This is a genomic window from Vibrio sp. ABH4_348, from assembly GCF_056159765.1.
Genome location: NZ_JBSWVW010000002.1, coordinates 309,828 through 332,502 on the forward strand (window position 1 = coordinate 309,828; position 22,675 = coordinate 332,502).

The 22,675-nt window shown below is 42.3% G+C and carries 29 protein-coding genes and 1 riboswitch; of the genes, 9 read left to right on the forward strand and 20 right to left on the reverse strand.

Annotated features, from left to right (window positions below; genetic code table 11):
• Positions 1-15: 15 nt before the first annotated feature.
• Positions 16-468 carry a GNAT family N-acetyltransferase gene (locus tag ACXAFJ_RS15070; protein WP_475324558.1) on the reverse strand — a complete coding sequence of 151 codons (453 nt, stop codon included), beginning with the start codon at positions 466-468 and terminating at the stop codon, positions 16-18.
• A 224-nt stretch (positions 469-692) separates the two neighbouring features.
• Here ACXAFJ_RS15070 and ACXAFJ_RS15075 point away from each other — a divergent pair, with 224 nt between their 5' ends.
• The 4 genes from ACXAFJ_RS15075 (at position 693) to ACXAFJ_RS15090 (ending at position 4,105) form a co-directional block, all read left to right on the forward strand.
• Positions 693-1,169 carry a YybH family protein gene (locus tag ACXAFJ_RS15075; protein WP_475324559.1) on the forward strand — a complete coding sequence of 159 codons (477 nt, stop codon included), beginning with the start codon at positions 693-695 and terminating at the stop codon, positions 1,167-1,169.
• A 132-nt stretch (positions 1,170-1,301) separates the two neighbouring features.
• Entirely contained in the window at positions 1,302-2,204 is a 903-nt protein-coding gene (locus tag ACXAFJ_RS15080) for an RNA polymerase sigma factor (protein WP_475324561.1), read from the forward strand.
• A gap of 174 nt (positions 2,205-2,378) precedes the next feature.
• Positions 2,379-3,320: a GGDEF domain-containing protein gene (locus ACXAFJ_RS15085; protein WP_475324562.1), complete on the forward strand. Its 942-nt coding sequence runs from the start codon at positions 2,379-2,381 to the stop codon at positions 3,318-3,320.
• A 389-nt stretch (positions 3,321-3,709) separates the two neighbouring features.
• Positions 3,710-4,105 (forward strand): VOC family protein, encoded by a 396-nt coding sequence (locus ACXAFJ_RS15090; protein WP_475324563.1) that lies wholly within the window; start codon positions 3,710-3,712, stop codon positions 4,103-4,105.
• Here the strand turns inward: ACXAFJ_RS15090 and ACXAFJ_RS15095 are convergent.
• Positions 4,102-4,740 (reverse strand): helix-turn-helix domain-containing protein, encoded by a 639-nt coding sequence (locus ACXAFJ_RS15095; RefSeq protein ID WP_475324565.1) that lies wholly within the window; start codon positions 4,738-4,740, stop codon positions 4,102-4,104. The genes ACXAFJ_RS15090 and ACXAFJ_RS15095 overlap by 4 nt on opposite strands.
• A 284-nt stretch (positions 4,741-5,024) precedes the next feature.
• Between ACXAFJ_RS15095 and ACXAFJ_RS15100 the strand changes: the two genes are divergently transcribed.
• Entirely contained in the window at positions 5,025-5,468 is a 444-nt protein-coding gene (locus ACXAFJ_RS15100) for a DoxX family protein (RefSeq protein WP_475324566.1), read from the forward strand.
• 39 nt (positions 5,469-5,507) lie between these two features.
• Entirely contained in the window at positions 5,508-6,203 is a 696-nt protein-coding gene (locus ACXAFJ_RS15105) for a pirin family protein (RefSeq protein WP_475324567.1), read from the forward strand.
• Positions 6,204-6,352: 149 nt separating this feature from the next.
• Here ACXAFJ_RS15105 and ACXAFJ_RS15110 read toward each other — a convergent pair whose 3' ends face one another.
• The 5 genes from ACXAFJ_RS15110 to ACXAFJ_RS15130 all read right to left on the reverse strand — a co-directional run bounded on the left by ACXAFJ_RS15110 (position 6,353) and on the right by ACXAFJ_RS15130 (position 11,211).
• Positions 6,353-6,760, reverse strand: coding sequence for a GNAT family N-acetyltransferase (locus ACXAFJ_RS15110; RefSeq protein ID WP_475324569.1), 408 nt, complete (start codon positions 6,758-6,760; stop codon positions 6,353-6,355).
• 402 nt (positions 6,761-7,162) lie between these two features.
• Positions 7,163-8,161 (reverse strand): AraC family transcriptional regulator, encoded by a 999-nt coding sequence (locus tag ACXAFJ_RS15115; RefSeq protein ID WP_475324570.1) that lies wholly within the window; start codon positions 8,159-8,161, stop codon positions 7,163-7,165.
• 40 nt (positions 8,162-8,201) lie between these two features.
• Positions 8,202-8,987: an SDR family NAD(P)-dependent oxidoreductase gene (locus ACXAFJ_RS15120; RefSeq protein WP_475324572.1), complete on the reverse strand. Its 786-nt coding sequence runs from the start codon at positions 8,985-8,987 to the stop codon at positions 8,202-8,204.
• Between the two features lie 317 nt (positions 8,988-9,304).
• On the reverse strand, positions 9,305-9,937 hold the full coding sequence (locus ACXAFJ_RS15125; protein WP_475324573.1) for a response regulator transcription factor: 633 nt from the start codon (positions 9,935-9,937) through the stop codon (positions 9,305-9,307).
• Between the two features lie 26 nt (positions 9,938-9,963).
• On the reverse strand, positions 9,964-11,211 hold the full coding sequence (locus ACXAFJ_RS15130) for a sensor histidine kinase (protein ID WP_475324574.1): 1,248 nt from the start codon (positions 11,209-11,211) through the stop codon (positions 9,964-9,966).
• Positions 11,212-11,351: 140 nt separating this feature from the next.
• On the opposite strand from ACXAFJ_RS15130, the gene ACXAFJ_RS15135 reads away from it, so the two are divergent.
• Positions 11,352-11,915 (forward strand): hypothetical protein, encoded by a 564-nt coding sequence (locus ACXAFJ_RS15135; protein ID WP_475324576.1) that lies wholly within the window; start codon positions 11,352-11,354, stop codon positions 11,913-11,915.
• 139 nt (positions 11,916-12,054) lie between these two features.
• Here ACXAFJ_RS15135 and ribB read toward each other — a convergent pair whose 3' ends face one another.
• From ribB to ACXAFJ_RS15150, 3 genes are all read right to left on the reverse strand, one after another.
• Positions 12,055-12,708: a 3,4-dihydroxy-2-butanone-4-phosphate synthase gene (ribB, locus tag ACXAFJ_RS15140; protein WP_475324577.1), complete on the reverse strand. Its 654-nt coding sequence runs from the start codon at positions 12,706-12,708 to the stop codon at positions 12,055-12,057.
• 97 nt (positions 12,709-12,805) lie between these two features.
• Positions 12,806-12,984: riboswitch (FMN riboswitch) on the reverse strand.
• A gap of 103 nt (positions 12,985-13,087) precedes the next feature.
• A complete protein-coding gene (locus ACXAFJ_RS15145) occupies positions 13,088-13,549 on the reverse strand; it encodes a hypothetical protein (protein WP_475324578.1) in 462 nt (153 codons plus the stop codon).
• Positions 13,550-13,612: 63 nt separating this feature from the next.
• A complete protein-coding gene (locus ACXAFJ_RS15150) occupies positions 13,613-13,771 on the reverse strand; it encodes a hypothetical protein (RefSeq protein WP_475324580.1) in 159 nt (52 codons plus the stop codon).
• A 173-nt stretch (positions 13,772-13,944) separates the two neighbouring features.
• Here ACXAFJ_RS15150 and ACXAFJ_RS15155 point away from each other — a divergent pair, with 173 nt between their 5' ends.
• The gene (locus ACXAFJ_RS15155; protein WP_475324581.1) at positions 13,945-14,712 is read left to right on the forward strand and encodes a PilZ domain-containing protein; all 768 of its coding nucleotides are present in this window, start codon (positions 13,945-13,947) and stop codon (positions 14,710-14,712) included.
• A gap of 5 nt (positions 14,713-14,717) precedes the next feature.
• On the opposite strand, the gene ACXAFJ_RS15160 is transcribed toward ACXAFJ_RS15155, so the two are convergent.
• The 4 genes from ACXAFJ_RS15160 to ACXAFJ_RS15175 form a co-directional block, all read right to left on the reverse strand.
• Positions 14,718-15,554, reverse strand: a complete 837-nt coding sequence (locus ACXAFJ_RS15160) for an arylamine N-acetyltransferase family protein (protein WP_475324582.1) — start codon at positions 15,552-15,554, stop codon at positions 14,718-14,720.
• A gap of 15 nt (positions 15,555-15,569) precedes the next feature.
• The gene (locus tag ACXAFJ_RS15165) at positions 15,570-16,157 is read right to left on the reverse strand and encodes a flavodoxin family protein (RefSeq protein WP_475324583.1); all 588 of its coding nucleotides are present in this window, start codon (positions 16,155-16,157) and stop codon (positions 15,570-15,572) included.
• A 233-nt stretch (positions 16,158-16,390) separates the two neighbouring features.
• Positions 16,391-16,696: a GNAT family N-acetyltransferase gene (locus tag ACXAFJ_RS15170; RefSeq protein ID WP_475324585.1), complete on the reverse strand. Its 306-nt coding sequence runs from the start codon at positions 16,694-16,696 to the stop codon at positions 16,391-16,393.
• Positions 16,697-16,827: 131 nt separating this feature from the next.
• On the reverse strand, positions 16,828-17,565 hold the full coding sequence (locus ACXAFJ_RS15175) for an SDR family NAD(P)-dependent oxidoreductase (protein WP_475324586.1): 738 nt from the start codon (positions 17,563-17,565) through the stop codon (positions 16,828-16,830).
• 146 nt (positions 17,566-17,711) lie between these two features.
• Between ACXAFJ_RS15175 and ACXAFJ_RS15180 the strand changes: the two genes are divergently transcribed.
• Entirely contained in the window at positions 17,712-18,269 is a 558-nt protein-coding gene (locus ACXAFJ_RS15180) for a helix-turn-helix domain-containing protein (protein WP_475324588.1), read from the forward strand.
• A 60-nt stretch (positions 18,270-18,329) separates the two neighbouring features.
• Here ACXAFJ_RS15180 and ACXAFJ_RS15185 read toward each other — a convergent pair whose 3' ends face one another.
• The 6 genes from ACXAFJ_RS15185 to ACXAFJ_RS15210 all read right to left on the reverse strand — a co-directional run bounded on the left by ACXAFJ_RS15185 (position 18,330) and on the right by ACXAFJ_RS15210 (position 22,504).
• Entirely contained in the window at positions 18,330-18,920 is a 591-nt protein-coding gene (locus tag ACXAFJ_RS15185) for a hypothetical protein (protein WP_475324589.1), read from the reverse strand.
• Between the two features lie 170 nt (positions 18,921-19,090).
• The gene (locus tag ACXAFJ_RS15190) at positions 19,091-19,993 is read right to left on the reverse strand and encodes an alpha/beta hydrolase (protein ID WP_475324591.1); all 903 of its coding nucleotides are present in this window, start codon (positions 19,991-19,993) and stop codon (positions 19,091-19,093) included.
• A 44-nt stretch (positions 19,994-20,037) separates the two neighbouring features.
• Positions 20,038-20,418 (reverse strand): NUDIX hydrolase, encoded by a 381-nt coding sequence (locus tag ACXAFJ_RS15195; protein WP_475324592.1) that lies wholly within the window; start codon positions 20,416-20,418, stop codon positions 20,038-20,040.
• 114 nt (positions 20,419-20,532) lie between these two features.
• Positions 20,533-21,090, reverse strand: a complete 558-nt coding sequence (locus ACXAFJ_RS15200) for a YbhB/YbcL family Raf kinase inhibitor-like protein (protein ID WP_475324593.1) — start codon at positions 21,088-21,090, stop codon at positions 20,533-20,535.
• Between the two features lie 60 nt (positions 21,091-21,150).
• Positions 21,151-22,029 carry a helix-turn-helix transcriptional regulator gene (locus tag ACXAFJ_RS15205; RefSeq protein WP_475324595.1) on the reverse strand — a complete coding sequence of 293 codons (879 nt, stop codon included), beginning with the start codon at positions 22,027-22,029 and terminating at the stop codon, positions 21,151-21,153.
• A 67-nt stretch (positions 22,030-22,096) separates the two neighbouring features.
• A complete protein-coding gene (locus ACXAFJ_RS15210; protein ID WP_475324596.1) occupies positions 22,097-22,504 on the reverse strand; it encodes a GFA family protein in 408 nt (135 codons plus the stop codon).
• Positions 22,505-22,675: the final 171 nt, after the last annotated feature.

The window sequence follows — 22,675 nt, forward strand, 5'->3', positions numbered from 1 at the left end:
AACTCCATATACAAATTATTTGTTCACTACGTTGGGTTTAGCGAGATAAGCTGTCTTCTCACCATCAACAAAACCGCAACGTTTATAAAATCTATGAGTGGCGGGCTCATGGGACCCTGTCATCAACATCACTTTGTAGCAGCCCTGTTGCCAAGCATAATCAAGCGCTGAAGTTACAACTTCTTTACCCAACCCCATTCCTCTAGCCCGACGAGTTGTCACTACATTCTCGATCACACCATAAGGACTCCCTGCACGGGTTAAGTTGGGAATAATGTTTAGATAACAGGTCGCTAGTAACTCGTGGTCTTGCTGCGCAACAAACAACTGCAACCAATCTGAGCGCTGAATTTGTTTGAAAATGTTCGAACCAAACTCCGGTTCTATATCCTTATCTTCTTGATGTAACTCTTTGTAGAGAGCCAAAATAGCTTGATAGTCATTGTCGATAGCCAGCCTGATTTCCACTGTTTTAATTCCCTTTGATAGCTTTTGGTTCGCGAGAAAATCATTCTCACCGTATACAGAATGAGCAATCTTTGTATCGATAACACCACACTCACTAGCTGGGCTCTACCTACTTCAGGTGACAAAGCGTGACAATAAGATCAAAAACTTTGTCACACCTTATGAACGCCACGCGTCTAACTCTATGTAACGCAAATTTGGTGTTACTGATTAGGAAAATTGCAATGAAAGTAAAGTTCAAAACACTTCTAGTTATGACAGGCCTAACTCTATCGGCCACAACTTTTGCGTCTTCACTTACAGATAAGGAAATGAATATGAGCCAGCATCAACAAAACGTTCTAAATGCAGTAAAAACAATGACCTCTGCTTTTAACAACTCTAATATCGAAGCTATCATGGCCAGTTATGAAGATCGTGCAGCCGTGGCGTTTGAGCCGAATATTTGGGTCACCGACCACTCGGAAATCAAAGAGAGCTTTGAGCAAGCTTTTGCAATTAAGCCAAAATTTGAATACCCAAAAGGACATGAAGTAACGATTGTCGGCGACATCGCGACTCATGTTGCCTACTGGACGATGGAAGCAACATTACCCACAGGTGAAACTATCAAAGACGAAGGTTTGTCGGTTGCGACATTAAGACTGCAGGACGACGGTCGTTGGTTGATTGTGATGGATAACCCACACACTGGAAAATAAGTCGAATTAATCACTCACTAAAATCGGGATTGCGCTTCAAAACTGGTATTGTTATTCCTGTCAGTACTTACGCAATTCCCGATATTTACAAAAGCAAGCCAAAAACAATTATAAAAACTGCGGGGCAATAGCATGGATTCTAAACAGAAAGAGACGATAGATCACGACACAGCTAGTGAAACAGAAAAGTTAAACCAACATATCAGGAAAGCCATTGAAGGCAATTCACAATCCCTCTCTCTGGTTTTAGATTCAGTTAAAACACAGGTGTTTAACTTATCTCTGCGCATGACAGTTGATCATCAATTAGCTGAAGATGCGTCTCAAGAAATCCTAATTCGAATCATGACCAACCTTGGTTCGTTTCGGTTTGAAAGTCAGTTCAAAACTTGGGTCTATCGATTAGCTTCTAACTATTTAATCTCAAATCAAAGGATTAAAAAATCGGAGCTCGGTTTAACATTCGAAGAATTCCAATCCGATCTTGAATCTGATTTGCAAGCCCCTTCGAGAGAGCTACAAACTGGACCAGACTATCAAATTATGCTCAATGAGCTTCGTATTTCCTGCACCATGGCCATGTTGTTGTGTTTAAAACCCAAAGCGCGTTTGGCATATGTATTGGGTGAAATTCTCGAGTTAGAACACAATGAAGCCAGTGAAATTCTTGAGACTTCCTCTTCCAGTTATCGTAAGCAACTGCAAAGAGCAAGATCCGAGGTTTTGGCTTTTACTCACAAGAGCTGTGGTTTAGTCAACGAAAATGCGGCCTGTTATTGTGACAAAAAATTAACTGGCACTTGTAAACGTGGTTGCGTAACTCCCAATCAATATCGGTTTGCTAAACACACGCAGATTGACTTCCATGAGGTAGAACAACAGCTACAAAACACGCAAACCGCGCTCAAATCGATATTTTCACAGCGAAGTATTCAAGCCTTCGAAACACCATCAACTTTAAACTTATTGCTAACTAGTGTCGTTCATCAAGCCAAACAAAAATACACATACAACGAAGATATGAAACAAATGTAATATTGGAAACAAATTTTGTTAAATAGGGTCGGGAAAAGACTTTTGAAGATTTAATGTTCATTAGTAAACCCTTGTTCATGTTTTACTAACGTGTTTTTCAATAGAACATAGAAGTTTACAAACAATGTTTTAACATAACATGAGTTAACTACCTTTTAAGGTGTCATCAAGATTATGGATAGGCAACAACAATACCATTCCGTATTGAATGCAATTCCCGATCATGTCTTCATTTTCGATGAAGATGGCACCTACGTCGATGTTTATGGCGGCGAGGAATGTTCAGCTCGAGTAGATTGTAAAAGTTATGTTGGAAAAACAATTGACGCTGTATCGCCCCCACATTTATCAAAATTGTTCTTGAACTATATTCAAACCACTTTAGACACTCAGCAAACTCAGGTATTTAAATACAAATTGTCTGACGGTGAAGTTTCAGACTCGCTGGACGACTTTTGGCAGAAAGAAACCATTTGGTTTGAAGGAACGATCAAACCCCTTCCGTTAGATCACAAGGGTAAACGAACAGTTCTGTGGTTAGCACGCAATATTACAAGGCAGCAACAACTAGAGTTCAAACTGAAACGCCTTTCAGAGATCGATGAACTTACCGGAGTATACAACCGACGTGCATTTGCCAAATCATTAAGGTCGACGCTTACGCAACATATCAGCCTCAATAATCCATTTAGTTTGATCATGCTGGATATTGACCATTTCAAACGGGTCAACGATACCTACGGACATTCCACCGGCGATGAAGTGATACAACATGTGGTCCACACATTAAAATCTTCACTCAACCATCAGTGTGTTATGGGAAGAATTGGCGGCGAAGAATTTGCGATTATTGTTCGAGAAACCAACCTAACCCGAACAGTTGAAGTTGCTGAAGCCATGCGACGTCAACTGGAAAGGAAGCCATTCCAGAGCTCTTCCGGCGAGATTAAAGTCACCGTCAGTCTTGGAGTCACTGAAGTGGTAAACGCTGACGAAGACATTAAAACTATCTTGTCTCGAGCCGATAAGGCCATGTACCGCGCCAAACTGTCTGGGCGAAACCAGGTTCAAACCTACCAAGAACCCCTTGAGTCGCCAATCGCAAACGCTTTGTGAGGTTTATCTTCAATTATACCCAAGTGACTTCAAGATGCAGGATTCAGAGCTACATATTCTGGTTCAGTTCAAGGAAGAGAAATCAGTGGAATGACGAGTCCTTTCCAAGTTCTATGACGAAGAAAAGAGTCAGAATATGAGCTCCCAAGGGCGAGTTTAACTGACCTTTATACTGCGTTATCGATTCTCGCTGTAGAATGACTAGAGCTTCAAATCGATGCCTTGTCTGAAGGCCAGTTAACTCTCGCTGAAACTCACATCTTGGAGTAACTTGGGTATAAGCTGTTTGACCGACCGCACACCCATGTCGCTCAGATCCAATAGCACTTTTTGTTACCCATCTAAACTTGTCACTAATTAAACAGTGGTTCAATTTTTAGGAGAGCACAATGAAGCTGGGCTATACCATCCTGTACGTGACAGACGTTAAACAGACTATCAGTTTTTACCAACAGGCTTTTGGCCTAGATATTGGATTTATTCACGAATCCAGTGATTACGGAGAGTTAAAAACTGGAGAAACAAAGCTTGCATTTTCTTCCATCGAACTCATGAAATCGTTAGGAAAGTCTGTTTCTACCGCAACCTCTCACCCACCTTCGTTTGAAATAGCATTTGAAACCGATACTGTGGAAAAACAATTCGAACGAGCTGTAACAAACGGAGCCAAGCCGATTCAGCCGCCAGAGGCAATGCCTTGGGGACAAATAACCGCCTATGTAGAAGATAACAACGGTTTTTTAGTGGAAATTTGTACACCAGTACAGATGGTAGAATCAGATTAAAATGACGGTTGTTTAAGTTGGCTAACTAAGTCCGGTCGTTGAACAAACTGCAAAGGGCTCACGCTAAACCAACGGGAAAATTCTCGGCATAGATGGGATTGATCGGAAAATCCCAATTCATATGCCACTTGTGCTGCTGGCTTACTTGTTAAAAGTAGGCTTGCAGCTTTTCGAACTCGATGTAACCGAACCCAATAACTTAGTGGTTGCTTAGTCTGACTTTTGACCATGCGTTCCACTGTACGCTTGCTAACGCCTAAATTCACTCCAATCTTGTTAGAAACCACTTCCCCAAGCTGAATCCCCGTTAGCACTTCGTCCAAATTAGTGTGCGTTTGACAGGTGAGTTCCAGTTCATTTAAAAGTAACTCTGGAGAATCAAAATAGTCTTCGAACACAGATACGCTTTCAGATGAAATAATGGTTCCTGGCTTCATCCTGAAACCTATCAATCGTGACCCTTTGTTCAATTTGGCATTCTCGGTTTTGGTTGCCAAATCAGACCAATAGCAAAACGGCTTGTCGTCGAGTGGATAGACAAGGATCAAGTCTCGGCAACCATCCGGTAAAATGGTTTCCATTGCATCGGCTTCACAATGATAATTCCAAACATCAATAACTTTGCACAAACTCAACGATACTTCCTCAAATCCCTTGGAGCTGGGCTAATCTCGAGACACATAAACATCTCAAGTAGATTTCTCACCCTATTAACTATATCAATGTTCAACGTCTAAATCTTTGCTAATCCCCTTACAAACTAGCTTTAGCTTCAATAATTCAAATTATTTGAACATAAGATGCAAAACGTTTTGATTTTTTCCGCTAGTAACCTTTCATAAACTTTATTCAACAAAGAGGGATTACCCCTCAACCAAAATGAACATTGGTGAATAGATTAAGACGTGAGGACATCCTAATGAAAACGTTACTTCAAAAAATTACACAATCAGATTCAAACTTTGCGCCACTAGCCCTACGCGTTCCCGTAGGAATTATATTTATGGCACATGGCGCTCAGAAGTTGTTTGGTTGGTTTGGCGGTTATGGCTTGCAAGGAACCGGTCAATGGATGGCATCAATCGGTTTGGAACCGGGAGTAGCCATGGCATTTCTAGCCGGGAGCGGAGAGTTTTTTGGCGGATTATTCATTCTGTTAGGACTGCTAACGCGCCCAGCGGCGGCTGTACTTGCTTTCACTATGATTGTGGCGATTTTTGCCGTGCATTTTGAAAATGGTTTGTTCATGTCTAACAACGGCTATGAATTTGGACTTGCCTTACTTGCAGCTAGTGTCGCACTTGTCATTTCAGGTGCTGGAAGATTTTCAGCCGACAATACGCTAAACAAGCAACTAGCCTAACAACGCCAACTAACGCTTTTAAATTGAAGGAGAACCATTATGATCACCGTACGCTCAGCAAACGAACGTGGTAAAGCTAGCTTTGGTTGGCTAGACAGCAAACATACTTTTTCATTCGGCAGCTATTACGACCCTGCACAAATGGGCTTCTCTGCCCTTCGGGTCATCAACGACGACTACGTCGCGCCAAGCGCAGGTTTTGATACACATGGTCACCGTGATATGGAGATCATCAGCTACGTTCTTTCAGGAAAAATTGAACACAAAGATAGTGAAGGGAATGTACAAACCCTTCCTGCTGGTGAGTTTCAGTTGATGTCGGCTGGCAGTGGGATCTATCACAGTGAATACAATGGTTCTGACACCGAAGCGCTTAAGTTCCTGCAAATCTGGATTCAACCCAACGAATTTGGTAAGAAACCAGGGTACCAACAAAAAGATTTTGGAACAGAATCGGGCCTGACTCTAGTTGTCTCGCCAACCGGAGAAGATGGTACGCTGCAGATTAAACAAGACGCAAAGCTTTATCAGCTTATCTTGGAACCGGGACAGACGGTAAACTTTGACTATCAACAAGGGCGCAATGTTTACGTACATCAGTTTGAAGGAAACCTTGAACTAGATGGGACCCATTTGGATTCAGGAGACGGTGCAAAAGTAGAGAACCAAAGTAAAGTAACTCTTTCCAATACCTCTGCTTCTGTTTCGAAAGCTTTGGTATTTGAACTGCCGTAAGTTGAAAGTGCTCTTGAATTACGCGAGTCTTTTTACAGTTACACCAGAGAGCAAATAAAACGTTATGCCTTAAGTTTAATTTTAACGGCTTAAGGCACAATTCCTTTGCTACCAACAGGGATTAGAAAATACCTCAAATACTCTTTGACCTAGTTGTCTTCACTCTCTAGCGTCCAACAACGTGGATTATGCTTAAACCTAGCGGCTTGGTAATAACTATTTGAGCCTTCAGTAGCCAGAAGAATAAGCTTACATTTGGGGCCTAGTTCATTTCTGGTTGCTTGTTGTAGCTTCTTACCAAGACCGAGTTTTTGATATTCCGAATCGATTGCTAACTCCGACAAGTAGCAAGCACAATGAAAGTCGGTAATTGAACGAGCAATACCAACTAACTTCTCTCCATCCCAAGCTGAAACAATCAAATTAGTGTTGTCTAAAATCCCTTGAATAAACACATCATCATTGACTAAGTCTTCTCTTCCAAGTCCAGAGCTATTAAGGACTGCGACAAACTGCTCTTTAGAAACCGGAGCGTTAATTTTAAGCTCTACATCCATATTCCACCTAAAGTGATGTCAAGGTTACCGAAGGTTAACCACCCGATACCATTGAAAATGACAAGTGTTGAATTTGAGCCAGTACAATAAACCCATTGATCCGATAAGTCGCAGTTTAATTGTTAAAGTTGTTATTTAACAATAAGTCACACCATACTTCGGTGACTGGCGAAGTGACCACACCATGAAACCAACATAATCAATTCTCTCAATAACTGATTTAGATTGATTATGAAGACTACACTAAAACAACTATTCCAAAAGTTGGGCAAGACGCGAACGGTAACCAAGTTCCAAGAGCCTACTTTGACCAATCAACATAGTTCGGAGCATTGTGTGTTGGGTAATTTAAGCACAGAAACTGGTTACCAATTTTATCGAGCCAAGACTTACACTCTGTAATTAGTGCGTGTGGGTATGACGATATTGATTTGGACTCATTCCATGCCACTTATTGTGGGCACGGATAAATGAGTTAGGCTCTTGGAACCCTAATAGAAACGAAATTTCGCCCAAAGACAAATCTGTCTTTAACAAATAATGGGTGGACAACTCACTTCTTGTCTCTTGTAATACAGACTGAAAACTGGCGGAATCGAGCGCTAGTTTGCGCTGCAACGTCCTTTTACTCATGGCAAGACGCTCGGAGACTTGTTCAATACTTGTCACACCCCCAGCTATTCCTTCGATTAACACGGCTTTCACTCGTTCAGATGTGGAAGCATCGGATGTCAATTTGTGAAGGCGCTGTTCCAAATTACCCTCAAACAGCGTCCACATTTCATTGTCAGAAGTCACAAAAGGCGTTAACGCATCAGCTTTATTAAAACTGATAGCGATTCGATCACTGACAACGGTCTCGCATGCAAAATAGTTCTGGTAATCTGCTGAGTGAGCCAACTTAAACGGCAGTTCGGTTTTTGTTGGGCTTAAGTGTTTTCTCGTCGACATTCTGAGTAACTGCGTATAAAAAACTAACTCTCCAATCGCAAACACCTTCGCAGGTTGAAACTGACGATCTAGATTTTGTATCTCAAAGCACACCTCATCATGCGACTCTTCAATAGCCAGATGAATTGGTCCAATAAGTGGTTTGTATTTGGCCAATCTTCTGGCCGCTTGAAATAAATTCTCGCTGCACATACAAGCAAAAATTGGAGCATCAAAACACTCTGTCGACATATTCTCTGCCATCAATAAAGGCATTGTCGGATGGCCAGACAATTGCTCGACAGCATCCCATAGCTTATAAAACTGCTCACTCGTTAAGCTACTGTCTTTTCGCAACAATAGATCTTGTGGTAAGTGAGCAATGGAGAGCGCTTGCCGAGCATCCACCCCCAAATTTTCAAAAAGCATGGTCCACATTTTGGTGAGAGCAAATTTACGTGCTGTCGGCATGGTTTCCATATACTCCGTTCAAGTTAGCTGGTTAATGTCCTTAACTGGCTTTTTCCATCGTGCCGCGTGATAGTTTTAACACCGTTTTCCTTGGCAACAGTGGTACTACCCAATTCAACAGAAACTGCAGCGGCTTCTCGTTAAAGGTCACTAGTTCATTTTTCATCATACCTTGGTAGCCTACCTCAGCAACTGAACGGGCTGATTTAGCATTTTTCCAAATATCAACGCCATCCAAGTTTCCTGCTTCGACAAAGCCCGTTGCCACAGCTCCTGGGCATAGCGCCGTAACACTCACTCCATCTTGTCTGACTTCTTCAGCCAACGCCTGAGAAAAAGAGGTCACGTAAGCCTTAGTCGCGTAATAGACAGCTTGTAAAGGACCGGGCATAAAGGAAGCGGTAGACGAAACGTTGAGGATTTTTCCTTTCTTTCGCTCAACCATGGGTTTCAAATACAGATGACTAAGAGACGTCAATGCGTTCATGTTTAATTGCATCATAGCCATTTGAGATTCCAACGATTGCTCGTGGAACTTACCGTGACCGCCAAAACCGGCGTTGTTAATTAAGATGTCAATTTGAAATTGTTTACTTTGGGTATAATCAAAAACCTGCTGAGGAGCATTTGAATCCGTTAAATCAACGGCTAATACATCAACATGGATGTTATGTGATGCTTCAAGCTGTTGTTTTAATTCAACTAGCTTGTCTTCAGAACGAGCGACTAAGACAAGGTCTTTACCACGTTCGGCATGAATTTTTGCTAATTCATATCCGATCCCACCAGAAGCTCCAGTAATCAAAGCGCGATTCAGTTCTGACATCGTAATCTCCTATATCAAGTGCGTAGTAACGTTTTCACGTTTAGGTTTTCGTTTCATTTTCGTTTTCAACAGAGACTATTCTAGATTATCGAATCACGCCAAACACTGTCCAAACGCGCCACATGACTATCAGATCGCGCCAAATTTTGCTCTAGTGTTATTGGTTGCTTTTACGCCTGGATTATCTCGCACACCAGAAGCATCACAAACTATTATTAAACTACGAACTTATCATTAGCTAGGAAAAAACCGATCTCGCTCTGTTTAGAACTTCTGCATCAAGGCATTAGCGGATGCAAAGATAAAACACTGAATGGCTAGAGTAACCCAGTTTGCAAGCCTTTAATGGCGGCTTGGGTTCGATCACGAACATCCATTTTAGTCAGCAACGAACTAACAATGTTCCTGATTCTTCCACTCGATTTAAACAGCATCTCCGAAATCTCTAGATTAGAAAATCCTGCCGCTATGAGTTTCAATACCTGTTGCTCACCAGCGGTTAGCTCTACTTTTGAAGAGCCTGAAGGCAAAGATGTAGAGACTTCTGATTCAATAGCACTGGCGAAGAAAGGCTGAATAAACGGTTCTTTATCATAAACCGTCTTAATTGCTTGAATTAAAGTTGGATAATCGATGTCTTTTCTCAAGTAACCCAGTGCGCCACTTTGCATACAGCTTTTTACCAGCTCATGGCTATCAAATGTAGACAGCATGAGAACCTTGGACCCGATTCCATTACTAGCGATTTTCTCCAACAGCTCCAACCCATTTAACATCGGCATTTGGTAATCCAATAAAATGATGTCGTGTTCGGTTTGTTTGAGCACCTCAATTGCGGTACCGCTATCACTGATCTTCTCGACGACTTGGATTTCTTCGCTGTGACCAAGAAGGGCTGCTATTCCCTCCATAAACAATACGTGGTCATCGATAATTATGGTTTTAATCATGTGTTTCATTACCCGGAATCGTTAGGTCATGCAAATTCGTTTACTTCAGGGCTAGAGTTAGCGCCAAATTGTTCTGAAGCCAGAGAGTCGTGTTTAAAGACAGCGCGCAGCTCAAATCCCGACTCACAAAGCTCGAGTTTCAGTTGTCCACCAATGTCTTCAACTCGCTCCATTAGTCCATTTAAGCCGTTACCCAAGACCAGTTTCGAGCTATTGGAGCCATTATCTCGATAAATCAGCTCAATACTGTCGTTCGCGCTACTTAACAGCAAAGATACCGACGAGGCATTACTGTGTCTTATCGTATTGGTTAAGCATTCTTGAATACATCGAAACACCACTTCAGCATGCTTGTTCGACATTTGACTTTTCTTCAGGTCCAACTTGGTTTCAACTGCCAATCCAGAAATAGTTTTCGTCAGCTCTGCGATAGACTCTTCAAGATCCTGACTATTAAATGTGCGGTACTCTTGAACGCTTTTTCTAAGTTCCTTATAGAGCAATCCGCCTAAATTCTTAGCCGTTTTGATACTTTCTTCAGCATCATCACCTTTAGATAAAAGCGCTAACTCAAGTTGCATGTTCATCGAGGTTAAATAGTGGCCCGCTGAATCGTGTAGGTCTCTCGATATTCTAAGTCGCTCATTTCTCTTTGCTGATTGTTCTAACATCAAACGTGTTGCCTGAAGCTCCTTAATCAATCGATTTGCTTTAGCTTGAGTCTTTCTTTCCGTATACGCTTTTTCACAAAGGGTTAGCATCAGTAAGTTCAAGGCTGTAAAGAGAAACTTGGTGTCTGCGTAAAATGGAATCTCTTTTAAATAGACATCATAAAAGCCGGAAAGCATTGGCAGTAATAGTGAATAAATCCAAACCCAGCGACGAGAAAACAATCTGAAGTTGATAGAAATAAGGCACAAAAAAGCCAAACCAAACATGTAATAGCAAAAGAAATGCGCTAGTAGCAGAAATAGAATATTGATGGCAACCGCATAAGGCTGCGCTGTATTAAGCTGAGAACCACTCAACATATTGATTTTTGTTTGCAGAAACAAAAATAGTGCTGATGCGGCAAAAAACACAAGTTGGTTAAGGATCGTAAAACTTGTCGTTATCTCGCTGTTACCTGTAACCCAGTAGAAGTAACACGTCGATAAGGCAATAAGCCAGATAAGTTGTTCAACCCGATCATGAATATAACTCTTGTAAAAACCGTGCTCTTCCTGAGCCAGTGACATTGAAGACATACAACCATCAATAAAAGATCGTGACATTTGACACTATCAGCTCAAACCGAGGTTCGACATACTTTACTTGTCTTGAGGGACTAGGCGTCAAGGCATATAGAAAGGCTAAAAAGTGTCAAAAAGTCAATCGTTTACAATTCGCTCAATATAACAGGATCTTAACAATTATGAAAATGCGCAACAAAATCTATGCGAGCATTGCAGTCCTCATTCTTGGTTTAGTTTCTTTTACTTCGACCTCATCGACAGAAACAGACAGCTACCCATACCAGCTCACTCAAGCAGAGCAAACGTGGATAGATTCCTTCGTACATCAAGCTGTCGACTGGGCGAATAAAGAAGAAAGTCGATTGTTGGAAAAAGGCCGACCTCTAAATCAAAGAGAAGTCGAAATTGCCAAACAAATGGGTGTACAGCAACCCAAGCATGTGCGAGTTGTCTATAGTGAGCAGTTGATGGAGATTCCAGAAACGGAGCCACTGCGTTCTATTCTGCTTGAGATGGGGTTCGACTCACCAGAATTCTGGGGAATGGCTTTAGGTCGTTCAATCATCATAAAGCCCAAATTCGAAGGACTTGAGTCCTTACTGTCTCACGAACTGGTGCATGTGGCTCAAGTTGAACAATTGGGGTTTGATAACTTCATAGAACGCTATTTCATCGAGATGCGACGTTTCGGTTACCAAGACGCACCGCTAGAAAAAGAAGCATACGCCAAGCAACTCCAATAAAAAAAGCAACTTCAATAACAAAAACAACGTTAGTTATAAGTCATTCTTAATGACCAATAAAAAAGCCCCGCCACTCAAATGAGTTACGGGGCTTTTTTATTTGATTGCGACTAGTGAGCGGCGATTGCCACCACATCTACTAAGCCGCGGCTTTGTGCTGTTGCAGATATTCCACGATATCTTCAATCGTCAGTACAGGCATGTCGTGCCGCTTGGCAAACTCAACAACTTGAGGGGTTTTGGCCATAGTACCGTCTGGATTGGTTAACTCACATAAGAGGCCATATGGAGACAAGCCCGCCAACTTCATAAGATCGATGGTGCCTTCCGTATGTCCACGCCGAGCGAGTACACCTTGGTCTTGGGCAATCAACGGGAATACATGCCCAGGCCGAGCGAGATCAGTTGGCTTTGAGTTTGATGCCACTGCCGTTTTTACCGTGGTCACTCGGTCAGCAGCGGAAACCCCTGTTGTAACTCCTTCTTTCGCTTCAATTGAGACTGTAAAGGCAGTTTGATTTGCACTTTGATTGTCCTCGACCATTGGAGGCAGTTCCAGCTGGCTGGCTTTCTCTTTAGATAGACAAAGACACACTATACCGCTGCCGTCGCGAATCATAAGCGCCATTTGTTGAGTGGTTAAATGATCTGCTGAAAAGATCATGTCACCTTCATTTTCACGACTTTCGTCGTCTAAAAGCATGACACCTTGGCCGCGTTTTAGCGCTTCAATAGCAGTTGTTACACGTTGAATTGCGTTGCCGTACTCGGCAAGAATAGAAGTCTGATTCATGGTTTACTCCTTTGTAAAAACACCAGAATCAGGGCTGTATGTGGAATAAAATGTACGCAGAAATGCACCAGCTTCCGAAAGTGGAAAACTAGTGGTCTGCGATTCTCTCCCATCCGGACTATAACCGTCGGCTCTGGAGTCTCACCAGATCTGCTGACCTCGACGAATCGAGCGCTCGCGGGCTTTTTTTGTCGGTTTCAAGAGATGTTAGACAACCTCTATACACAACAAAAATTTACCGCCGGTGGGGAATTTCACCCCGCCCTGAGAATATACTCACCTAAAGGCAAGTAACACAAAGGTATCGCAAACCTGTATACAACAAAAGCGATGAATGGGTGAACTTAGCTAAGCGGCGATAAAACCATCAAAGTCGGTTCTAATCAAACTCTGCTACTGCGTTTATATAACCGTCAACGTCACTTGAACCATTGAGTGCTAACTTACACCATGCTTGAGATTCTGCATTGATAACCCGCAGCTCATGCACACACGCAAACGCGGGAATATCGACTTCTTGGGTTATATTTTGAGGCTTATTCAGTGGCGAAGAAAACAGCTTATGGCACAAAATATCTTGGTATTGCCACCAGTCAATTAAGAACCAATTGCGCATTACTCCGTGATGAATGATGGCAAAGCCGACACCATAAATTTCTGAACCAAGTTCTGAATCAGGTAACTGGGTCAAGACTTTTTCTTTTAACTGAAGAATCGATTTGGAGAAATCATCACTATCCGTCGGCGAAATTCCATAAACTTTTACTTTCCAGCCGCCGTTTATCAAGGTGTCTAAATAATGAATATATCGTGCTTTATAGGGGTCTAATATTTCTGTCATCTTATGTGCTTATTGGTCAAGCTAGCATAATGGTTAAAAACTAGTGTCAATGATTACCGAATTTCAGCGAGTCTTTTCATTGCCACGCTTATAATTGCCCGTTAATCGCGCCATCAGCTGTTGCTGTTGTTCTTCGTTTTGATCCACCAATTTATCAAGAGCCGTGGTTGCTGATTTTCCCCGTAACACAGTAACTTTTTCCCATGCCGATAAATCCAGCACTCTGTTCCATGTTGTTGAAAAGAAAAACTTAAGTCAGTCATACCGTTCCCCAGATCAGAATCGTGTTTGCTCGTCCAACGCTCGCTATAGATTTGCCGAAATGCATTTATTGGCATATACCTTAATAGTTGACTCTTTAATAAACCATCAAGAATTTATCAGGGCTAGGCTCTATGTCACAAACTACCGCCACCAGCGAGACGCAAAATAATTCTAGTGATAACCAAGCAACCAAAAGCGCAACAGAGCAAGACAATCAAGTTCGCTATGGTGAAGAAGCGTTTACTCATGTGATGCCACTTAGTGAGGTGGCTTTTCAGGTATCTACCCCCATTGGTAAGTCACTGAAATGCCGCTCTAAATACATAGGAGTACACTCCAAGCACTTGCTGTTATTTGAGATTCCATCTGTCTCACAAAGCGACTTGGCAGTGTTCTTTCAAAGAGGTTACACCATCACCGCATGCGTCATTTCTTCCGTTGGAGAAGGCGAGAAAATCTATTTTAAATCCAAAATAGAGTACGTGATCAATACTGGTGACGTGTCGATGTTTTTAGTTTCTGTCCCTTCTTCCACTCAAATTGCAGGTGGGTTACGTGAAGAGGCCCGACTGAGAATCGCTATAGACGGCGAGCTGGATCCCAACGGAAAGCAATGCCCTTGTACCATCAAAGATATTTCAGCCAAAGGATGCTTGATTCAGGTTGACCGACACCTGTGTGATTACAAAGTCCACCAAGATATTGAATTGATTATCAAAGACGGATTTGACAACAACAATTGTCAAACTCTGACTGCTAGTATCCGTAATCGAAAGCAATCAAAGCTGTTTTGGAATTTCGGCGTGCTATTTGATGATGAAGCCCAACAACATGTTGCCAAGCTTCACGACAGATTAGAGTTTTGCAGAGTCACTCAAACCTTTTCTATTGGTAAGTAGAGCTGTCATTCATCTTGAAACCAATTGAATTTGTCCGACAATTTGGCGTTATTAGCGTCGAGTGTTATTGAAAACACCTCGTTTAATAAGCTCAAATAAGCTTCTAGACTACGAATTACCTCTTCGTATTTTTCACCATTAGCCGTGACGATTAAGCGATTATTGGACAACGTTTTGCGCCCATCTGTGGTCAAAATGGTGCAAATTGTCTTTTGGGTAAAATGAGAATCTGCAGACTCTTGTTGATAACGGCACATGCCTTCGAAATCACTCAACTTACGAAATTCAAGCGTAAACCGATATTGAGGTTGCCAAGAATTGCTAGACTCGAGTTGCTCTGTACCACTTTCAAACTCTTGTTTATAAAGTGTCAACTCACCACTGTTGTTAACAACCTTATAGCTAGCCCGACCGTCGTCCACAACCTGACCATCAAGTCCAACCGGTGTCAGAAACGAATCTCCAAACCCAACATCAGCAATAAAATAATTGTCTTCAATGCTGACTAAAAGTAGTAAGTGGTCAAACTCTGGGCCAAAGTCTTTATCCCCATACACTACCGCCGAAATCATTTCGACTTTGAATCCAAAACTGACGAGAAGCTGATAGAACAGGAAGTTGAGCTCATAACAAAACCCGCCTCTGCGTTTGGTGATAAGCTTGTTGAAGATGTCTGTTGGCTCAAGATTGATCGAGTTCCCCAAGCTAATATCGAGATTTTCAAACGGAACTGAACGCAAGTGAGCCAATTGCAACTGAGAAAGCAATTCCATTTTGTCTGTCGCTACCGTGCTGAGAGACAAGCGGTCTAGATATTGACCAATTTGAATTTGAGAAAGCATGCTAAACCTCCTGAGCTAGGCTGCCGCGCTACAGCAGGGCTTAACGGGATGAAGCAGGCTTGCGATTTTAGCAACTCGCGTACCCAAGTATCTTGCTGTGGCAACATCTGTTGGATGAGCAATACCATTTTCTCCCTGTGCAACTACACCGATTTGGCTGCCCAAGCGATTTAGCAACTCATTGTTATAGCCACTTGGTTTGTCTAAGTTGGCCCAAATCATTCCGTGCTGACTCGCCAACGTGCTAAAACATTGCAGCGTCGATGTTTGATCACCATTAACCGAGCCACCACAGGTAAATCCTGCCGCCACTTTGTTTGACCAATCTTGCTCAGAAAACCCATTAGAGCTCGCGTCCGCAAAGGCTTTAAACTGCGCCGAGACATTGCCCATATAAGTGGGGCTTCCAAAGACAATGGCATCGCATTCTTGTAGTTTCTCGAACACCTCAGGGTTTACAAAACGCCCTTCTACAATGTCTTTCCCTTGAATCTCATAGTGAAAACAATCACTTCCAAAGCTTTGAACACCTTGTATAACCGCTTCTGCCAACTGACCTGTAATGCCAGATTGCGTAAAGTAAACCACCCCAACTTTATTCATAAATTGTTTTCCTTGCTTATGACTGCTTATTTCAAACAAGACAAGGCTAAAACCTCAACCAGAGTTGAGGTCAACAACATTTTTAAGGAGTTTATTTAAACCTGAGTTTCGGGGATTAACTCGAGAATCATTTCAACTAACTGATGCTCGCCTACCACCTCGACATCTCGCTGATACTGAAAGCCGAATTTTTCATAGTACGCTCGTAGATACTCGTGAGCGTGAATCTCTAATTAAGTTAATCCAAGTTGTTTTGACTGTTGAATTGCACTTTCTAACAATATCCGTGACACACCAGAACCTCGATGAGATTCAACCACCGCAACTCGTGCTAATACCCCATAATGATCTGACTGGAGATACAAACGTGCCGCTCCAATCGCTTGTTCTTTATCCATGACCACAAAATGGTATGAATCGCTGTCTAAACCATCCAAGTCAAGCTCTTTCGGTATCTTCTGCTCTGTTACGAATACTTGATGTCGGATTTCTCTCGCTTTTACGAGTACTTCACCTTCTCGACTACAAATAACTTTCAAATCAATACCCTATACTAGTGACCATTAACTAATTCTTGCCATACCTCTCTAACGATGTAGAACAATTTTGTCAATAAAAATAACTTGTTTGGATAGAGTAAACCACGCCCCAACTAGGGCGCGGTACGATCTCAGATTTGCGCAAGCCCGCCATCGACTTGCAAATCAGCACCAGTTACAAAAGATGCGGCTTCGGAGTTAAGGTAAATCGCCGCCCTAGCAATATCGTCGACCTCTCCCAGTCTTTGTAAAGGTGTCGCTTGTGCTACTTGAGCTAGCGTCTCATCAAGTACGTCTGACTCAATACCAAAAGTATCAAAAATAGGGGTTTTGGTGACTCCGGGTGACAGGCAATTTACTCGGATCCCTCTTTGGCCTAGTGCCTCAGCGAAAGAACGAGCCAAGGAACGAACAGCGGCTTTGCTGGCACCATAGCTTGCCCAGACGCCACTACCTTTATTGGCTTGAATAGACGACACAAGCGTAATTGCAGCGCCATCACGCAAAAGCGGCAATGCCTTTTGTACGGTAAAAAACACACCTTTTATATTGATGTCAAAGCACTCAGTTAGTGATTCATCGGTTTCTTCTTCGATGGCCCGTGCCCGAGCAATTCCCGCATTGGCAATCACAATATCTAAACGACCCCAATGATTTTTTATTTCACGATAAAAGGTGTCGATATCCGACGATTTCGAAACATCACCTTGGCTATATAAAACGTTCGCACCATGTTCCATCAGCCAATGAGATTGTGGCTTTCGCCTTGCCAATACGGCGACCTGATAGCCCATCTGTAAATATTGGTTAGCAATCGCTAAGCCAATTCCTGAATTTCCACCTGTAATTGCGACAACTTTACTTTCCATAACATGATCCTATCGGTTAAGTGTCCAATTACGTTAACAATCTAGCTAACTCAAAGTGAGCATAAAATAGAAATATTCCGTTATAACGGACAAAAACTGCTTTATGATAGGACGAGGAAAAATCATGAACTGCAGGAAGACAAAAGATGGACGACTTTGATTTCAGTTTTATTGGTAACTTTCTGAGAAGTTATCGAGCTGCTCATGGTGAAAGTTTACAGTCAATGGCGAACCGCTCGGGAGTGAGTCGTTCTATGATTGCACAAATTGAATCTGGCCAAACAATGCCAACAATTTTGGTATTGGCAAAGCTTGCTAAGGCAATGAACATAGATGTCGCGACGTTAGTTCAACCACCGGAGCAGAATCTGAAAGTCGAGTTTTTTGAAGCATCTGAAGAAAATATCTGCAGCAAGTCAGATAGCGCGTTTGTCTGTCATTTGCTGAGTACACAAACTGGCCATATCGAAACGGAAGTGTATCAATTCTATTTTAAACACGCGGGCAAAACTGCCTTTGCTGCAAATAGCAAAGGCTCCGTCAAACATTTGTGGCTAGATTCAGGAAAGCTCAGTTTGTATGTCGCGAATAAAAAAGTGCCGATCAAGCCGCAGGTACTTACTCGGTTTAATGCCGGTACGCCGCACCGGTTTGAAGCCATGAGTAATGAGCTACCTAAAGGATTGTTTTTTGTGGTCCGTTAATCAAGTAAGCAGAGAGACAAGCGCCTATCTGCTTTGATTATAACTATGTGACTACTAGGCTTATTGTGGAATCCCGTTTGTCAGTAAAGCTTGTAGCAGAGCTTGCTCCGTTTCAGCATTCATTTCCAGCGTTTTAGCCGTCATGTCTCCGCCAATCAATGCTGTCGTCGTATTTCTTACTTTAATTAAATAGTCTTCATACTCATACACGGAAATACTGTGCAACTCGGCGAACGCTAACTCAGGCTTTCCCCTCACTTTTTCTAAATCGTACGCTCTTATTGTTTGCCCTGATAAAGGAGTACCATTGACCACCACTTCTGACGCTCCATCAACCAGTGCACGATCTAAACTGTATTGGTCGACCATGATGAGCTTACTGGTCTCAAAGTAATCTTGAAGGTTTTGATCACCCTTATAGAAATACGTGGTAACAGTGCTTAGGTCATCGCTATAGCTCACACTGCTACTTTGAGTCAGTTTATTGAAGTCAGTCATTACTGAACGACTGAGTTTACCAATCTGTCCCGGTGCAATTATTCCGGTTGCTGGATGATTAACAGACGCAATCTGCTTTGGTTGCTCTGGCGCGCCGCCACAACCCACCAATAAAGCACCCGCGATAATTGAAGCCAAAATTCCCTTTTTCATAAATTTCTTACCCTAAATTTCACATTGATTGTCTTACTAAAAAATCAATAGTTATCGATTAAGTGTTAAGAAACTATGATTACAATCAGTTAGTTGGATAAAGAATGACACTTCTCGACCCAGTTCTAACTAAAAATTATTTATTTTGATATTACTATCACTTAAAGCCTTTAAATATGTGTATTGAGAAAATTTTTCACTTCATCCAACGCTTGTCGTGACTCTAAAAAGTCGCCTGCCATGGGCCATACATGCCACATGTTTTCATAGATACTTAATCGATGAGGATTGCTAACACGCTGTTCTTCACAGAGCTTGTCAAAAAAACGTTCACTATCATCCAGTAACACTTCATCATTGCTGACTAATAGAAGTGTCGGTGGAAAATCAGTTAGCTTGGCTTTGACTGGACTCGCCGTAGGTAATGAAATCTGGCTTGATTCAATGTATAGGTCACGGCACTGAATTAAAGATGCCATCGAGACAAAAGGATCGACGACATCCAACTCCTTAAGCCGCTGGCTCGACAGTGACAAATCATACATTCCAGAAAAGCCAACAAACGCTTTAATCGAATCACGCAAAACGTCGTCAAACAACAGCATAGCAACGGCCAAATTTGCGCCAGCGGAATCAGCGGTTACGACCCAGTCATAATCAAACAAGACACTCGCTTCCTTAAACACTCCAATACAATCAAATATCGCTTTAGGGTATTTTGCTTCTGGGGAAAGTGTATAGCGGGCCAGTAACACCGGCCTGCCTGTGGTTGCTGCGATTCGATAGGCAAATTCAAGATGAGTGATAGGACTACCACTTATAAATCCACCACCGTGGATATGAAAAATGGCTTGATTGGATGTCTGTTTACTTGGTGCCACCCAAATACAATCCAAGTTATTTAACTGAATAGAACGATGTGACGCATCGTCGCATAAAGGTAATGTTCTGGCATAAGCTTCCCAATCAAGTCGATCTTGTTGCAAATCCTCCAATTGAATCGCTTTGTCTTTCTGAAGTGCTAACTTGATGTCAGCGGCTTCTTTGCTGATTTCCATTGGTTTTTCATCCATTATGACTCTGAATATTATGATGAAGTGAATACTCAATTTCTGCATCAAAGGTTACAATTTCGGATAAGACTTTGTGCAGCTGGCGCGCACAAGTGCAGATTCGTTCTGTCTACCCAGCACAACTCTTCTATTTCAGAGCTCATGGTTATCCCGCCAGTAAACTCGGCGGTATAGCAGTGCATTTCCAGCATAGTGTTATCTAGACCAAAAGCGACGTCTTCAATGGTCATCAAATGGCTGACGGTCTCTTCTTTTAGCCTAATCGTAAGCTCTTCAAATATTTCACGGCTTAGTGCCTTAATATGAGATTCGTCTGGTTCCAACTTTCCACCCGGAATGAAAAACTTCTCTTTTCCTTTTGAACGAACACACAAGACTTTGCCGTTCTGAATGTATAGCCAAGCCACGCTAACTAGTTTTTTCATGTTTTTACTAACCCTTATTAAAACCGCTAGATATAAACATGAAATACTCGGTAAGTTATTGTCTTTAGATAAAAAAGGGGCATTCGCCCCATTTTTCAAAATTCTGGTCAATTTCTACCTTTCGTACAACGCTTCTAGAGTGGCAGTCGCTAACGAATTAGCGTTGATCATGTAACCCGTTAAGGCAGCCGAAGGAGAATCCGGTAATGCCAATTTCTGTTTTAGCGCATGGACGGTAAATTGGTAACGGTGGACACCATGTCCTTCTGGTGGGCAAGCACCGCCAAATGCGTAAGTGCCATAATCATTGCGAATTGTCTGGCTGATTGCGGGTAAAAGTTTGGAATCTGCACTTCCTGCACCGGTTGCTAACTCAGTAACTGAAGCGGGAATGTTTATGACCTGCCAATGCCACCAACCACTGCCTGTTGGTGCGTCTGGATCATAGGCAGTAATTGCGAAAGCTTCAGTGCCTTCAGGAGCGTTATCCCAAGACAACTGAGGCGAGAGGTCATCGCCAGTACAACCAAATCCATTAAATTCGTGTTTACTGCTCATGCTCTCACCAGCATTAATGTCTGTACTGTTAAGAGAAAAGGCCAAAGCAGATTGAGAGACAGCACCAAATGCCAAAGTAGAGACGATTGCGAATAGTGTTGATGTGTTTTTCATGATTCACTCCTTGTGTTTGGAGTGAAAAGAATACGGTTTATTGAATTGCCGAATTAGTAGCTAACTGAGCAGTGATTCGCCTTTTTCGCTCATTCGTGTTGGTCGAATTCCCGTTTGGCGTATTCTGGTGTGTCTTAGTGCCGAGGGAGTTAACCCAAATTGGTTTTTAAAACGTTCAGTAAAACGAGAAGGAGACTGGTATCCGCATTGTTCTGCTATCCAGCCTACTTGATTATCAGTAGTTTGCAGTAAGTGCAGCGCATAGCCTAACTGTACCCTCTCCTTTATCGTTTGATAATTTTCACCTTCACTCGACAGCTTTCTGCGCATCGTTGACGAACTCATATGAAAAGCTTGGGCAGTTTGCTCTGCGGAAATTTCAAAAGGATTTCCCACACTATCAAGCCTACTCGCCATCCAATCATGTAAGCGTAGTGATAATGAACTGGATGAACACAAATCGACGACAGATTCATAACCCACTTTTACTAACAAGCTGAGTATTTCTCTGCGTCTTGATGTAACCAGTTCAACAGGTGCAACCTGTGCCCACTGTAAATATTGAGCCAAACACAACTCTATCGCTTTAGAAACTTCACCCGTGACAATTTGTTCACCTGAACTAGGAGTAACTTGACTGCGTTTGGGTAATTGCAAATGCGAAAACTCGTCTGGTTCAAATACGATAAGTAAGGCTCTGTATCTGCCTTGATTGGGGATGTTACGCATTTCAATAGCAGGTCTATTCGAGAGAAACACAAACTGCCCTTGAGTCAGTTGCATTTCGTCACCTAAGACTTTTTCACCTTGAAGAATAACAATGAGCAATGGTTTAGCGACGGGCACATTCAACAAGTGCTGTAACTGATAAGCAGAATATTCTGAGTAGCCAACCGAAATATCATGCTGCTTATCTAAAAAGGCTAACAATTGCTGCATCTGTTTTCACCGTATTCGCTTTTGTACACTGGGCTTTTTGATTGCTGGAGGGTCTCAATATCTCAGGCTAAGCTCTGCCTGGCTCATGAGCTTCGTATCTTGGGAGTTCAGCGTCCAAATCTTCCCAGTTGGCTTTTGAAGTGACAAAGTTGTGTGAAATTGGCCGTTCCAAAATATCGCTATCAAGCGAACCAACTCGTAAACGGTATTTATCAGGTGATTTTGCATTCGAGCTGTAAATAGGCGCGCCACAATTTTTGCAAAAATACTTACGTTTGCCTTCACTGCTTTCATAGAAAGTCAAAGACCCATCTCTGTCTACCAGCTTAAGGTCTTTTGAGTTGATAAAGCCATTAGTTGCGTAAGCGCTGCCTGTGGCCTTACGACATAACGAGCAGTGACAATGAATAATATCTGAAATGCCACCAGCTAAAGAAAACTGGATAGACCCACAAGAACAACTTCCTTTGTACATTCGAACCCTTTAAAAATTCTAAAATGAGCTTACGGGCAAACTTATCGTAATCATCCCTGTGTGTCGCGATTGTTAACACAATTTATCAAACGAATGTGATTGCCTTCAGAAGGGGAGAAACAAATTAATGTATTACTCGGTTTGAATGTATAGTGAATGGGCGGGCGAAAG